This is a genomic window from Dyadobacter sp. BHUBP1, from assembly GCF_050587785.1.
Taxonomy (GTDB): domain Bacteria; phylum Bacteroidota; class Bacteroidia; order Cytophagales; family Spirosomataceae; genus Dyadobacter.
The window spans coordinates 1,209,356-1,223,324 of record NZ_JBOBIH010000002.1; the positions used below are offsets into that span (position 1 = coordinate 1,209,356).

Here is a 13,969-nt window from a genome sequence, read left to right on the forward strand (position 1 = left end):
TCGGCTTTCGGCAATCGGCTTTAGTAAGGAAAAAGTCTGGAGCCCAAGTATGATAGCCGAAAGCCGACTGCCGACAGCCTTGTTAACTTTTTTTAAGATTCGCAAACCGTTGCCATTGTGGTTATTTTGCTAATTTTGGCCGATCATTGATAGAACTGCTCAAAAAGAGTCGCCATCTTTGCGCATTGTGCATATAACTTTTTCAAATTTACCGTCTTTCAGATGACCCGTTTCAACCGTACCAACAACCTTACGGGTTGGATTGTCTTTGCTATTGCATTCATCACCTACGCCCTTACTGTCGAACGTACTGCCAGCTTCTGGGATTGCGGGGAATTCATAGCCTGTGCATTTAAATTGCAGGTTCCTCACCCTCCGGGTGCACCTTTCTTTCTGCTGATCGGTCGCCTTTTCTCCCTTTTTGCATTTGGTGATTTGCAAAACGTGGCATACTGGATCAATATGGTATCGGTGCTGAGCAGTGCATTTACCATCCTGTTCCTTTTCTGGACCATTACTCTGCTGGTTCGTAAACTGGTTGCCAAAAATGACGAAGAGCTGACACAGGCCGACACTCTTCTGGTAATGGGAGCCGGTATCGTTGGCGCGCTGGCCTACACCTGGTCCGACTCCTTCTGGTTTTCGGCGGTGGAGGCAGAAGTTTACGGTTTGTCGTCCTTCTTTACGGCCATTGTCATCTGGGCAGTATTCAAATGGGAGCGTATTCAGGACCCTGCTACGGAGAACCGCTGGCTGATCCTCATCGCTTATCTGGTAGGATTATCTATCGGTGTTCACTTGTTGAACCTTGTTACGATTCCCGCGCTCGCATTGGTGTATTATTTCAAGAAGTATCAGAAAGTCAGTGTTTTCGGAGGCATTATGGCTTTCGTGGGTGGTCTGGTGGTTTTGGGGATTATCAACTCCGGTATCATCCCGGGCTTGCCGAGCATTGCAGGTAAATTTGAGATATTCTTTGTAAATACTTTGGGATTGCCTTACAAATCAGGGGTGATCTTCTTCATCATATTGTTCATCGGCGCGCTGATATGGGGAATCCGTTTTTCCCAGAAGAAAGGCAATGTGCTGTTGAATACCAGCTTGCTTTCATTGGCATTTGTATTGATCGGATACGCCAGCTACCTGATGGTGCTCGTCCGTGCTGAGTATAATCCGCCGATCAACGAAAACAATCCGAATGACGTTTTGAGCTTCGTTTCTTACCTGAAACGCGAGCAATATGGCAGCCGTCCGTTGTTGTACGGGCCGTCGTTCGTATCACGTCCGGTAAGCCAGAAACGCGGAGCGCCGATGTACCGTAAGCAGGATGGTAAATATGTCATTTACGACTATCGTCCGGAGTATGAGTATGAGCCAGGCGCTAATATGCTGCTGCCTCGTATGTACAGCACGCAGCCAGGTCACCCGCAATTGTATATGCAAATGACCGGGCTGGCGGAAGGCCAGAAACCCACTATGGCGCATAACCTCTCTTTCATGTTCTCGTATCAGATCGGGCATATGTATTGGCGTTATTTCCTGTGGAACTTCGTAGGTCGTGAGAGTGACGAAGAAGGGGCCGGTAATATGACGCCCTGGGATGTCTCCACCAAATACCCTGAGCCGATCGCCAATAATAAGGCTCACGATAACTATTATATGCTACCGTTCCTCCTTGGATTGTTTGGTATCGTGATTTGCTACTTCCGTCAGAAGCGCGACCTCCTCGTATTGGGTCTGTTATTCATTCTGACAGGCGTAGCACTGGTGGTTTATCTCAATTCTCCACCTACCGAGCCGCGCGAGCGTGACTATATTTATGTGGGTTCATTCTATATTTTCTGTATTTGGATTGGCTATGGTGTTATTGCCATTGCGGATGCGATCAGCAAGTTTGTGAAAAGCGGCACTGCGCGCGCTGGTGTTGCGACTGCATTAGGACTGGTGGCGCCAGTTATTATGGGTACCAAAGGTTGGGATAACCACAACCGTGATCACCGTTACCATTCGGTTGATTTCGCGAAGAACCTCCTGAACTCTTGTGCGCCGAATGCGATCCTTTTCACAGGTGGTGATAACGATACATTCCCATTGTGGTACGTGCAGGAAGTGGAAGGCTTCCGTACGGATGTGCGTGTATGTAACCTGAGCCTCCTCGGTACCGATTGGTACATTGATCAGATGAAGCGCCGCACCTACAAATCAGAAGCGCTGCCGATCTCGCTAGACAAGAACAACTACGCATTCGGTAAGAACGATATCGTGCCTTTCTATGAAATCCCGAGCGTGAAATCGGGTATCAACCTGAAAGAATATCTTGGACTGGTAAAACAGGAAAACAAGGCTATTCAGGTACCGTTGACAAGCGGCGACATGACGTCTATCCTGCCGTCGTCGGTATTGTTCCTGCCGGTGGATGCGGAAGCTGTGAAAAAGATGAATATCATCAAAAGCGACCTCGTTCCATTCGTGAGCGATTCGATCAGCTGGACAATCGGTAAAGGTGATTTGTACAAATCAGACCTGATCATGCTCGATATCATAGCCTCCAACGATTGGAAACGCCCTATTTACTTCTCGTCGACCCTGGGCGGATCGAGCTACCTGAACCTGAAAGAATACATGCAGCTCGAAGGCTACGCCTATCGCTTGTTGCCAGTGAAGGTACCAGGTGCCAGCGACGGCTACGTGAATGCGGATGTGATGTACAATAATATGATGAACAAGATGTTCTGGCGCGAGCTCGACAATCCGAACACGTATTACGACAACACTTACCTGGGGTCACCGGTAGCAACGGCACGCATCGCATTCCTGCGCCTCACCGGCCAGCTGATCGCTGACGGCCGCAAGGAAGAAGCGAAGAAGGCTATCGAGCGTTCGCTAACCACCATGCCGGATAAGAGTATTCCGTACGATCAGTTCTCGGCTAACTTTATAGGTCCATTGTTCGATCTGGGCGAAACGAAGAAAGCGCTTGAAATCGCCGAAACAATGGCTACCCGCGCAGATGAGGTACTGACATGGGCGAAGAATAATTCGACCACACGCCGCCGCGACAGCAACGTGTACCTGTACATCATGCAAGTGATCGTCCAGGAATGCCGCGACGCGAAGCAGGAGGCGGCCGCGAAGAAATATGAAGCGATTTTCCAGAAGCATCTAGCTGCGTTTAATATGTATGGTGGAGGGCAGTAGTATTTGAATAAGAAATACGAAGGGCGGCATTTGCGAAAGCAGATGCCGCCCTTTCTTTTTTGTGTCTTTTGGATGTCGATTAACTTCTTCTATATGTAGTGAGACAAGTAATTATCAAATAGCAAAATAAGTTAGTTGCCGGTGGTTGTTGTTAATTAATTGAAAGGCAGTTAATTAAAATGCTAGTTTCCGTTAGATAATTCTTTACATAGCTGGACTTTTCGAGAACTTGCGTCTGCGAACTGAATGGCGCTTGTATATCTCCCTTCGAATTCCCAACATTCACGAAAATCAAAACCCCGCCGTAAGCTTGGTACCTGACGGGCGGGGTTGTGGTTTGAGTCAAGTTGTTAACTAAAACCTTTCAAATTTATGAAAGAACGCTCTATCCGGCGCGTAGCGCTGGTGATTGCTTTTGCCTTTGTGTTTGGATGCAAAGACACGGGTGAAAAAGCAAATGTGTTACCCTCCGACGACTTCACGGTCGGACAAGCTCAGAAATGGTATTCCGATCTCCTCAAATCGGCCCGCATTGTCGGGCAGCCTGATGATAAAGTCATTTGGGCGGCTGCGAGTCAGCGGAAGATGGCGGCCGACGATGAAATCGTGGTAGCGCCGGTGTTATCGGGCAATTTTCTAGGCTGCCGCATCAAAGACGGCCGGAAGGATAAGCGGAAGCCCGACGAAGAAAATGTGGCTGGAAGGATACAGCGAAGTCTCATTGTACGCAAGGTGCGTGGTAAGATCGAAGCGCTGGAAATGCGGACGGTATTCGATGCGGATTACGAGCCAAGAGTAAAGAATGGCCAAATCGATCCCGCCAATTTTGAAGGCAAAGTTTACTTTTTCGATATGAATGGCAAGCTGGTCAATGGGTTGATTTACGAACAAGGAACGCGAGTAGCCGCATTCGGTCCTAACAAAGGCGGCCGGACATCCGATATGGTAGAAGTCTGCACGGATTGGTATCATCAGGGCTGTGTGGATGGCTATGGTTGTTCGGGTTGGGTTTATCAGGAGACTACTTGTGAGATGGTGTACGTAAGCGCGGGTTCTAGCGGAACCGGGACTGTATGGTCGAATTCTCTGGACGTTGCATTGAATGGCGGCAGCAATGTCGTCTTAGACGAATTGCTGCAGTTACCTTATATATCTAGTTTTTGGGGCCAAATTAATGACACAGAGAAAGATTATTTTCTATATAGAATGTGGATGATTCCCCAAGCTGCCGCCGCAACTGCGGCAGCAATGTCCTTCGCAGATTGGTTCTATTGTAATCTTTCGGATGATGGTAACTGGAATGCATTCAAGCACGCGGTATGGTCGGCAATCTTGTGCATGGAATTTGGGGTTTCAACTGCACTTCAAATCACCAATAATCATGAGTTGGAATCACCGCCGAATCAGCAGGAAATGGATTTGTTCAACAATGATTTGGGTGTTAAAGTATACAAGAGCGTTAGTGCTTCATTGGCTGGGATGCCTACGCATGTCTCTGGCCTAAAACTAGGTCTAATAGCTGATACTGTCTTGAAAAAAATTGCGGTTGGACAAGGGAAGAGGCTTAGTCCTGAGAATGTAAGCCCGGGAACACCCCAAACTTTTTTTTGGACAAACGGGGCGAATCGATGTCACTGAGTGAGAATGGGGGCATTAGGAGCTGTAAAGAAAGCCGTTGAGCATCAGGCTATTGGTGAGCTTGTTGCTCAGCGGGATAGCCACAGCGTGTTCAATGGAGCAAGGCGGGTTTTACATCGCAGACGTATCGAAAGAGCACATATTTACCGATTCAGCATCGTTCCATCTCGATTGTTGCGTTATCACTTCCGTGACCGGCACGTTGGATGCACCAGCCTTAATAATCGTTGAAGGTTATTTAATCGGAGGATTTATCGATAGCCTGCATTTGCCGAAGGGTAAGGTCATATCGAGAACTCACAGGGAGATTTCTATTGGTATCGAAAAATCGCAATCAAATATTACCCCTGTGAAGCGAAAAAGGGTAGTCTGAAAATTAGGACGTTGATCTTTTAAAATGGCGTAAATGAAGACGGAAAGTAAGAGATATGTGGATAGCAGGTTATTTATAATCCTGCTGTTCATCCATATAGCCGTAGGTTGCTCATTCGAAAAGGGCGAGTTTCACATAACGGATGTATCTAAAAAGCACTACTTCACAGACTCGGCTTCCTTTCACCCCAGCTGCTGTGTCGCAACCACCGTGACCGGAACACTGGACGCACCTGCGGTGATAGTTGTTCAGAGTTATTTGATCGGAGGACTTAACGATAGTATTCATTTGCCAAAGGGCAAGGTAAACGTCAAGTCGCATCAGGATCTCTATGAGTATAGAAAGATAGCCATCAAATATTTCCCGGGGGAGGCGAAAAAAGGGAATCTCACAATCAAGACTTCAATCTTTTAAAATGAAATGGCAAAACACATTGAATGCTCATAACATAGCCAAAGCGATTATCCTGTTCTTCGTTGGCTTGGCATTCTTCCTGTTAATGTGGCCGTACTGGATGGAAGACGAGCGCGTATTCGAAGTGGCCAATCCTTCTCAGGCGTATATGTTCGAGGATTCTTCCCGCTCACGCCATGCAGACGTCGTGGAAGCGTCCATCACTGGAAATTTAGACGGGACAGCCAGGGTAGAGATATACTATCCCGATACGATACACCGGGTGTGGACTTTTGAGCTTCCACCCGGGCGGATCGATTCATCAGGCCGCTGGGATTTCTATGATAGGAAAATCCGGATTGACTATATACCCGGAACGGCTAAAAAGGGTCATTTGAAAATCGTTACAAAGGTCTTTTAAACACACAAGCGGCTCGGGTTGTCCGGGCCGCTTGTGTTCATGTAATGTCTTAACGAGTATTTGGGCCGAAGGCAAAGTGCATTACTCAACCTTCAACTTAATCCAAACCAACCGGTGATCGGAGCTGGACTCCCGCTTCTCGACTAACTCAGCCATCGGTTCACCTTTCGCAGGCCAGAAAACGCCGCTATCGACGATTTGGAAACCCTTGCGCGAGGGCAACGCATAATCCGCGCGCATGCGCCAGAATGCGGTGTGGTTCTTGGCAAATGCATTGGTGGGCGAATGCTCGGCGCCGCCTTTACTGGCCGGGGCGATGCTGCCGTTTACAGCCGGATTTGCAATGAGCTGGCGGATGCCGTCCGCGATCGCATTGCCTTCGTCGGGAGAGGCATTCTGGTCGCCGAGGATTACGAACGAGGCATTTGAGGAGAGACCGCCTTTTTTGCCTTTGTCGTCGTAGATGTAGTTGCCTTTGCCACCAGTGATGTAATCGTTCCAGAAGCGGATTTCGTCATGGTTACGCTTGCCGTTACGGTCTTCCTTGCCGTCGAAGGAAGGCGGGGTAGGGTGGCTGGCGAGGACGTGGATGGTTTTGTTACCGACTTTGATCGGTATATCCCAATGCGACTTGGAAGAAAGGGGAAATTGCGCCCAGGCTTCGGGGGCGTACCAATCGGAGCCGTCTTCGGTAGTGGTTTTTAATGCATTAGGCATGTCCTTCCATTTGAAATGCTGGAATGTACGTACTGCCTTGGTATCGATCGGAAAGCGCGATAACAGTACCATGCCGTATTGCCCCGGGTAGTTGCCGAATCCCCAGGCGTCGGAGCCGTATTGTTCCGTTTTGCCGTTTCTGTCCAGGTCATAGGGCGTTGGCTGGCCGGTATTGACGGTTGAGTAATAATAGTAAGGATAATCGATGCCTTTCGCGCCATTCGAATCCTCTTTTAAATACCCTTTGATAAATTGCTCAACGCCTTCCACCGGGTTTTTGACATAGTCGAACTCGTTCAGCAAAATCACATCGGGTCGTATGGTCTTGATGATTTGGGCGATGTTTTTGATCTGCTGGTTCGAACCAGAAGCCAGTTCTTTGATCAGTACCTTCTCGGAATTACCTGGTGTGCCACGCGGGATGTAGTTTTCGGCCTCCATACTCACGTTGTAAGTAGCAAATGTGATTTCTGACGCCGGTCCGGCGGCCGGCGATCCGGCGGCCGCCGGCGTGGTTTGTGCTGAAAGAGGCCCGGGGTTGAGGAACCCCGTGCAAAATAGTGCAACGGAAAGCAATAGAGATTTCATTTCGTAATGTTTCTGGTTAGTAATGAACGATGATGAATGGCGGTATACCGCGACTGATGTCAAGCAAAAAGAGCCGCTTCGGTCAGGAAGCAGCTCTTTTGGAATATGGTTTATTAAACAGGCATGATCAATGGAAGAAATCTTTCATTTTATCAAAGAAACCTTTCTCATTCTTGCCTGGTTTCGGCTGGAAGTTCGGCGAGTGACGGAGCGATTCGAGGGTCGAACGCTCGTCGGAGGTCAGCTGCTGAGGAGTCCATACATTAATATGCACGAGCTGGTCACCTTTCCCGTAGCCGTTCAGGTCTTTGATACCTTTTCCTTTGAGACGCAATATTTTGCCTGCCTGAGTGCCTGATTCAATGTTAATGCGCGCTTTACCGTCGATGGTCGGTATTTCGACCGAAGTACCGAGTGCGGCATCAATAAAGCTCAGATGCATATCGAATACGACGTTGTTACCATCTCTTTTGAGCAATGCGTCCTCTTCTTCCTCGATGACGATCAGCAGGTCGCCGGCAACACCTCCGCGTGCAGGAACGTTTCCTTTGCCCGACATCGAAAGTTGCATGCCTTCGGCCACACCGCCCGGGATATTGAGGGTGATCAGGTCGTCTTGCAGCAAGCGGCCTTCACCTGCGCAAGAGTCGCAACGTTCGCTGATGATCTTGCCATCACCGTTGCAAGTAGGACAAGTAGTGGTTGAAACCATCTGTCCGAGCATCGTGCTCACCACCTTGCGCACCTGGCCGGTTCCGTTACAGGTGTTACAGTTAGTCAGCGACGTGCCATTTTTGGCACCATTGCCGCCGCAGGTGTTACAAGTAACGTGTCTTTTTACCTTAATTTTCTTCTCAACCCCGTTTGCGACTTCTTCGAGGTTCAGTTTCAACTTGATCCGCAGGTCGGAGCCTTTGCGTACCCTGCGGCCGTTTCCGCCCTGACGGCCGAAAATATCACCAAACGGGCTACTATCCCCGAAAATATCGCCGAATTGGGAGAAAATATCGTCCATGGAGAAACCGCCTCCGAAGCCGGCTCCGCCACCCGAAGCCCCGCCTACACCGGCGTGTCCGAACTGGTCGTAACGCTGACGCTTGCTATCGTCGCTCAGAATGCTGTATGCTTCTGCCGCTTCTTTAAACTTGTCTTCCGCAGTAGGATCGTCAGGGTTCTTGTCGGGGTGGAATTTGATCGCGAGCTTGCGGTAAGCCTTTTTAATTTCATCCGCGGAGGCGCCACGATCCACGCCAAGGACTTCGTAATAATCTCTTTTCTTTGCCATTTTTAATTACTGATGTATCCTGTAAGGAAGGTTGAGAGCATTAGGCGCCTACGATTACTTTGGCGTAACGAATGACCTTGTCGTTCAGGTAATATCCTTTTTCAATTTCATCGATCACCTTTCCTTTCTGGTCTTCCGACGCTGCAGGGAACTGCGCGATGGATTCGTGAATTTCAGCGTCGAAGTCGGTGCCTTTTGATTCCATGGCTTTCAGGCCTTTGGATTCCAGGGCTTTATAAAGTTTGTTGTAAATCAGGTCTACACCTTCTTTCAATGCTTCGATATCTGTGGAAGAATCAAAAGAAACCTTGGCGCGTTCGAAATCGTCGACAATCGGGAGGATAAGCTTTACCATATCGGCACTTGCTCCGGAGATCATTTCCAGTTTTTCCTTGGCTGTACGGCGGCGGAAATTTTCAAAATCTGCGTAAAGACGCAGGTATTTATCTTTCAGCTCAGCGATTTCAGCCTTTGCGGCGGTCAGAGGGTCACCGGCAGGTGCCTCTCCCGAGGGGGCCTCACCGGTAATCTCCTGGCCTGCATTATCTAACGGCACATTGTTGGAAATTTCGGAATTTTCTTCGTTTACCAGATTGTCAGTTTCCAATGACGCTTTATCCTCGTTCATTTCGTAATTTTTGTCTTGATCTATGTTGAATTCTGTATTTTCCGGCATAATTCTTCGCGGTTACGTGACTTTTGCAACAGCCATTCTTCTTCTAAATTACTTTGCCACGGCTAAATTACTGACAAGATGGCATTTTACAATCAATTTGTAACTTTGCACCATGACGGCAGCAGATATCGTAAGGCAGGAGAGGAGTCGGTTTATCAAGGCGAAAGCCCTTGAAAGCGGTTTTGATTTTTGTGGTATATCGAAAGCGGAATTCCTCGAAAGCGAAGCCCCTCGCCTCGAAAAATGGCTGTCCCTCAACCATCACGGCGCCATGGCCTATATGGCCAACCACTTTGACAAGCGCCTCGATCCTACCAAGCTGGTGGAGGGTGCGAAGAGCGTCATTTCCGTATTATTAAATTATTACCCTGAAGAGCGTCTGGCGGAAGGCGAGGATGATCTCAAACTCTCCAAGTACGCCTACGGTACCGATTACCATTATGTATTAAAGGAAAAGCTCGGCGCATTGCTAACGGCCATTCAGGAAGAAGTTGGTGAAGTCAATGGCCGCATTTTCGTCGATTCTGCACCTGTTATGGACAAGGTGTGGGCTGCCAAAAGCGGTTTGGGCTGGATAGGTAAGCATTCCAATCTGCTTAATCGCGAAATGGGCAGTTTTTTCTTCATCGGGGAAATTATATGCGACCTCGACCTTGCGCCCGACAACGCCACCGGCGATTATTGCGGCACTTGTACTAAATGCATCGACGCCTGTCCGACTGACGCCATTACCGGCCCATTCGTGGTTGATGGCAGCAAATGCATCAGCTACTATACCATCGAATTAAAGGATGCTATACCCGAAGACGTGAAAGGGAAGTTCAATAACTGGATATTTGGTTGTGATATATGCCAGGATGTGTGTCCGTGGAATCGGTTCGCTCGGCCGCACACAACCCCGCAGTTCAATTTACCACAGGAGCTTGCCGGTTTTTCAAACGGCGATTGGGTGGAAATTACGGAAGAAATATTTCGTGAAATATTCCGCCGATCGCCTGTAAAAAGGGCCAAATATGCCGGTTTAAAGCGAAATATCGAATTTGTCATATCCGATGGGTAAAAAGCACAATTATATCTGAAACATCTTATATTTGGGCCGGGGAGTTCCTTTCGATGACTGAATAAAACACTCAATACAATGAGAAAACAATCTGTCAATCTTTGGGCCGTGCTAGTATGCGTAGTGATAGGTCAGATAGTACCAGCGTTGTGGTACAGCACATTTTCAGAACAATGGATGGCTTTGAATGGCTTCACGATGGAGCAGATTAAGTCAGCCACCAGCCCGATCCCTTATCTTGCCAGCATTGTTTCTACTTCCTTCATGGCCTACACTATGGCCTGGATATTCACCAAAGTCCCCGTCAAATCCCTCATAATGGGCTTTCTCATAGGCTTACTATTCGGTACCGTCTTCGTTTTGTTCGAAACGATCGTCAAGGACATGTTTTCCATGCGTGCGCTGGCACTCTCGCTGATCAACGGGGGCGTGAGCGTGATCGTGTACGCACTTACGGGCGCGATTCTGGGCGCGTGGCGGAAATACGAGTAGGGGCACGAATGGTTTAATAATGGTAGGGCCGGATCTTTTAATGAAATGGCTGAGTTTGCACTAGGGGTTCAAAGAGTAATTTTTATGTTGGAAAACTCAAAAAAGCGGGTGTCAAAGCGGCAATCTGACAATTTCTGAATGGCCGGAAGCTGAATATGCCCCGAAAATAGTAGTTTTGAGTTCTTAAAACTCGCGCGTTCCGCAGATAATGATCAGATCTTTTGTCGCTTTCTTACTGATTTTGGGTATGCTCAGCCATAGCGCCAGCGCTCAGGAAGCTTCCATTACTGAATGGAAGAAGGACCGCGAAGAGGCGTTTGATCAACCTTCAGCATCCGTACTGCGTGAAAAAAAAGCGAATGAGCCCAGCCTTCCGCGTTGGAGCATTGGCTTAAATGGGGGATATGCTTACCGGTTATACCGCGTGGGTAGAGTGAATAGCCACGACGAGCAGGAGTATATCAAAGACCTCAAATCCGGTATCGCGTTTGGAGGTGATATCGCGTATTTTCCCTGGAAGCATGTCGGCTTTGGCCTGCGTTATGAAATGTATAAAGCGAAGGCTAACCTGGACAGCCTGCAAAGTGAAAAAGTGATGATCCAACACTTGAGCGGCGCATTGATCCATCGTTCCTTTTTAAAAAATGGCAAGACCGCCATTCTCACTTCCTTGTTGCTCGGCTATCAGCCCTACGAAAATAAAAGTGCCGTAGGCGTACAGCAATTCACGTTTTTGGGCAAAACGATGAACTGGGGCGTCAGTGTGGGTATCGAACAGCCTATAAGCCCCAAATTCGCACTCAACATCACTGGCACTGCTATGATGGGCGCCATCTACCGGCTTCAGCGTAAAACCGAATTCAGTACGGAGACATTACATTTATCGAAGGATGATAGTGTGGATCTGTCGAGATTTTCGCTAACGCTGGGATTCCGGTTTTTGTGATGCGCCTGGTAATCCAGCCTTTACATTAGTTCATTTCTTCCACGAATTGCCGCGTTCGTCAAGTAATTTCCGTTTCAGGCAATGCATATTCTTTTGGGACGAGTTTCGGTCAATTCACTTTTGTCAGGATGTTGAAATGGATATTATTGTTGATTCTGGCTTTCCAAAATTCTAGTTCTGTGAGCGTAGCAAAATGGGAGGTTGAAATTTATCTGCTAGATAGCTCGATACTTGAGGCTGAGCGATCTCAGAGCCGTATCGATCATTGGGCCCTTCCATTTATTACAAATAGCGAAATCTTGGGGTATCAGATGGTACAATCCTATCCAAACCGTGAACCTGTCTACTCAATTGTGTTCAATGATATCGCAAGGGATAGGTTGAGGGAGCTTGATATTCCTGTTTGCTGCGGAAGGCATTTCGTGATCGCCGTCGACAAAAAGCCGGTTCTAGATGGTTATTTTTGGAGTACTTATTCATCGTACAGTTGTGACTTTCTGGTTATCGAAGTCTCATCTTTAAATATTTTCGAAATTCGGAATGGCTATCCAAAGGAACATTCCTTCGGTAATTTACCAGATCCTCGTCGCAATCGCAGACTTCTTCAAGCATTTCAAAAAACTAAGCGTTTGTTAAGAATTTGATCAATAGAAACATGGGACATGGTTTTGGAATCAAGCTAAATGACGAGCAGCCAATCCGGTTATGTTCATTTAAGTGTGTCATATTTTAAACCTTCAAGTATTGTTTAATCCGGTCACCATATAAGATTGCCAGCTGTTGTACTGTGACCGGCCAGTTTGCTAGTGGGATTTTCCATTTTTCGATAATGCGCTGGGTGGTTAAGTATAAGAGTTTGATGAGCGCAGTTTCGGAGGCAAAGGCCCCTTTCGACTTGGTGACCGAACGGATCTGGCGGTGAAAAGCCTCGACAGTATTAGTTGTGTATATGATTTTTCTAATGGCTGCCGGGTATTCGAAACATCGGGTCAGCCTGGCCCAGTTACGTTGCCAGCTCTCGATGACCAGGGGATATTTGTCGCCCCATTTAGCGGCAAACGCAGCCAGGTTTTGTTCGGCTGCCGATATTGAGCTTACCTGGTAAAGCGGTTTGAGTTCGGACGCTATGGCCCGCTGATCTTTACTGGTCACATAGCGGAGCGAATTGCGCACCTGATGGACAAGGCATAGCTGCACGTCGGTCAAAGGGAAAATGGTTTCGATAGCATCTGCAAAGCCTTTTAAGTTGTCGATCGAGCAAATCAAAACGTCCTTGACGCCACGATTTTGCAGGTCGCTCAGTACCGAAAGCCAGAATCGGGAGCTCTCTGAGTCCCCAATATAAATACCCAATAAATCTTTACGGCCTTGAAGGTCAACAGCTAAGACATTATAAGCCGCTTTACTGATTACTTTACCATCTTGCCTAACCTTGAAATGGACAGCATCCAGCCACATAAAAGTATAAATAGGTTCCAGGGGACGGCAGCGCCACTGCTCGACTACTGGAAGGATTTTGTCCGTGATAGCCGACAATTGGCCAGTGCTGATTTCCAAGCCGTACAGGTCTTCCAAATGCGATTGGATATCTTCGTAAGACATACCTTTGCTGTAAAGCGACAGTATCCGGTTGTCCAGGCCTTCACCCAGGGTAGTCTGTCTTTTGGCGATCAGTTTAGGTTCGAAAGAACCATCCCGGTCGCGGGGCATCTCCACCTCGATCGGCCCATGCGCAGTCTTGACACACTTGGATTTGCTCCCATTGCGACGGTTGGGGCGGCTCTCTTCAACATGGGCCTGTGCCTCGCCGGAAAGTACGGCATCCAAAAGGTCTTTCAGCAACGGAGCAAGTACACCGTCCTTGCCGCCCAGCTCCTTATCGCCAGACAGCAGCCGATCGATAGCCTGCTGGCGAAAGACCGAATAATCGAATACTTTTTTGTCCTGTTTTTTTCCCATATGGTCATCAAGTTACTAAATCTAACTTGACACACTTTCTTGAACACTCTCGCCAATCCGGGTCGGTTTGGGTGTAGATAACTACATCATAATCTGTATTTTAGATGCCACGCGTCGGAAAGATAGTCCCGAAGAGGAACTCAACATTACAATAAGTGGGCTTAATAGCGTTGACGACGTGCATGTGGACCGGTTAAAAGCAGCGTTACAACCTGGGGACAGG

Annotated in this window: 12 protein-coding genes; 8 read left to right on the forward strand and 4 right to left on the reverse strand. The window is 48.0% G+C overall.

Annotation, left to right across the window (positions count from 1 at the left end; genetic code table 11):
* The first annotated feature begins 222 nt into the window (after positions 1-222).
* The 4 genes from ACQ4MZ_RS11740 (at position 223) to ACQ4MZ_RS11755 (ending at position 6,023) form a co-directional block, all read left to right on the forward strand.
* The gene (locus ACQ4MZ_RS11740; RefSeq protein WP_430845195.1) at positions 223-3,198 is read left to right on the forward strand and encodes a protein O-mannosyl-transferase family; all 2,976 of its coding nucleotides are present in this window, start codon (positions 223-225) and stop codon (positions 3,196-3,198) included.
* A 372-nt stretch (positions 3,199-3,570) separates the two neighbouring features.
* Complete coding sequence (locus ACQ4MZ_RS11745; RefSeq protein ID WP_430845197.1) at positions 3,571-4,836, forward strand: DUF6973 domain-containing protein; 1,266 nt, start codon at positions 3,571-3,573, stop codon at positions 4,834-4,836.
* 406 nt (positions 4,837-5,242) lie between these two features.
* Entirely contained in the window at positions 5,243-5,623 is a 381-nt protein-coding gene (locus tag ACQ4MZ_RS11750; protein WP_430845199.1) for a hypothetical protein, read from the forward strand.
* Between the two features lies 1 nt (position 5,624).
* Positions 5,625-6,023: a hypothetical protein gene (locus ACQ4MZ_RS11755; RefSeq protein WP_430845201.1), complete on the forward strand. Its 399-nt coding sequence runs from the start codon at positions 5,625-5,627 to the stop codon at positions 6,021-6,023.
* A gap of 81 nt (positions 6,024-6,104) precedes the next feature.
* On the opposite strand, the gene ACQ4MZ_RS11760 is transcribed toward ACQ4MZ_RS11755, so the two are convergent.
* The 3 genes from ACQ4MZ_RS11760 to ACQ4MZ_RS11770 form a co-directional block, all read right to left on the reverse strand.
* On the reverse strand, positions 6,105-7,328 hold the full coding sequence (locus tag ACQ4MZ_RS11760) for an endonuclease/exonuclease/phosphatase family protein (protein ID WP_430845203.1): 1,224 nt from the start codon (positions 7,326-7,328) through the stop codon (positions 6,105-6,107).
* A gap of 127 nt (positions 7,329-7,455) precedes the next feature.
* Complete coding sequence (gene dnaJ / locus ACQ4MZ_RS11765) at positions 7,456-8,613, reverse strand: molecular chaperone DnaJ (protein WP_430845205.1); 1,158 nt, start codon at positions 8,611-8,613, stop codon at positions 7,456-7,458.
* Between the two features lie 40 nt (positions 8,614-8,653).
* On the reverse strand, positions 8,654-9,289 hold the full coding sequence (locus ACQ4MZ_RS11770; protein ID WP_430845207.1) for a nucleotide exchange factor GrpE: 636 nt from the start codon (positions 9,287-9,289) through the stop codon (positions 8,654-8,656).
* 112 nt (positions 9,290-9,401) lie between these two features.
* Here ACQ4MZ_RS11770 and queG point away from each other — a divergent pair, with 112 nt between their 5' ends.
* The 4 genes from queG to ACQ4MZ_RS11790 all read left to right on the forward strand — a co-directional run bounded on the left by queG (position 9,402) and on the right by ACQ4MZ_RS11790 (position 12,431).
* A complete protein-coding gene (gene queG, locus ACQ4MZ_RS11775; RefSeq protein WP_430845209.1) occupies positions 9,402-10,349 on the forward strand; it encodes a tRNA epoxyqueuosine(34) reductase QueG in 948 nt (315 codons plus the stop codon).
* 78 nt (positions 10,350-10,427) lie between these two features.
* Entirely contained in the window at positions 10,428-10,841 is a 414-nt protein-coding gene (locus ACQ4MZ_RS11780) for a DUF1761 domain-containing protein (protein ID WP_430845210.1), read from the forward strand.
* A gap of 247 nt (positions 10,842-11,088) precedes the next feature.
* A complete protein-coding gene (locus ACQ4MZ_RS11785) occupies positions 11,089-11,787 on the forward strand; it encodes a hypothetical protein (RefSeq protein WP_430845212.1) in 699 nt (232 codons plus the stop codon).
* Between the two features lie 179 nt (positions 11,788-11,966).
* Positions 11,967-12,431 carry a hypothetical protein gene (locus ACQ4MZ_RS11790; RefSeq protein WP_430845214.1) on the forward strand — a complete coding sequence of 155 codons (465 nt, stop codon included), beginning with the start codon at positions 11,967-11,969 and terminating at the stop codon, positions 12,429-12,431.
* 85 nt (positions 12,432-12,516) lie between these two features.
* Here the strand turns inward: ACQ4MZ_RS11790 and ACQ4MZ_RS11795 are convergent, their stop codons facing one another.
* Positions 12,517-13,746 carry an IS256 family transposase gene (locus tag ACQ4MZ_RS11795; RefSeq protein ID WP_430845216.1) on the reverse strand — a complete coding sequence of 410 codons (1,230 nt, stop codon included), beginning with the start codon at positions 13,744-13,746 and terminating at the stop codon, positions 12,517-12,519.
* Between the last annotated feature and the right edge of the window lie 223 nt (positions 13,747-13,969).

What these genes read in the sequence shown, in the direction of transcription:
- ACQ4MZ_RS11740 (WP_430845195.1), top strand. Translation starts at nt 223, where the DNA reads ATGACCCGTTTCAACCGTACCAACAACCTTACGGGTTGGATTGTCTTT.
- ACQ4MZ_RS11770 (WP_430845207.1), bottom strand. Translation starts at nt 9,289, where the DNA reads ATGCCGGAAAATACAGAATTCAACATAGATCAAGACAAAAATTACGAA.
- dnaJ (WP_430845205.1), bottom strand. Translation starts at nt 8,613, where the DNA reads ATGGCAAAGAAAAGAGATTATTACGAAGTCCTTGGCGTGGATCGTGGC.
- ACQ4MZ_RS11745 (WP_430845197.1), top strand. Translation starts at nt 3,571, where the DNA reads ATGAAAGAACGCTCTATCCGGCGCGTAGCGCTGGTGATTGCTTTTGCC.
- ACQ4MZ_RS11780 (WP_430845210.1), top strand. Translation starts at nt 10,428, where the DNA reads ATGAGAAAACAATCTGTCAATCTTTGGGCCGTGCTAGTATGCGTAGTG.
- ACQ4MZ_RS11755 (WP_430845201.1), top strand. Translation starts at nt 5,625, where the DNA reads ATGAAATGGCAAAACACATTGAATGCTCATAACATAGCCAAAGCGATT.
- queG (WP_430845209.1), top strand. Translation starts at nt 9,402, where the DNA reads ATGACGGCAGCAGATATCGTAAGGCAGGAGAGGAGTCGGTTTATCAAG.
- ACQ4MZ_RS11785 (WP_430845212.1), top strand. Translation starts at nt 11,089, where the DNA reads ATGCTCAGCCATAGCGCCAGCGCTCAGGAAGCTTCCATTACTGAATGG.
- ACQ4MZ_RS11760 (WP_430845203.1), bottom strand. Translation starts at nt 7,328, where the DNA reads ATGAAATCTCTATTGCTTTCCGTTGCACTATTTTGCACGGGGTTCCTC.
- ACQ4MZ_RS11795 (WP_430845216.1), bottom strand. Translation starts at nt 13,746, where the DNA reads ATGGGAAAAAAACAGGACAAAAAAGTATTCGATTATTCGGTCTTTCGC.
- ACQ4MZ_RS11750 (WP_430845199.1), top strand. Translation starts at nt 5,243, where the DNA reads ATGAAGACGGAAAGTAAGAGATATGTGGATAGCAGGTTATTTATAATC.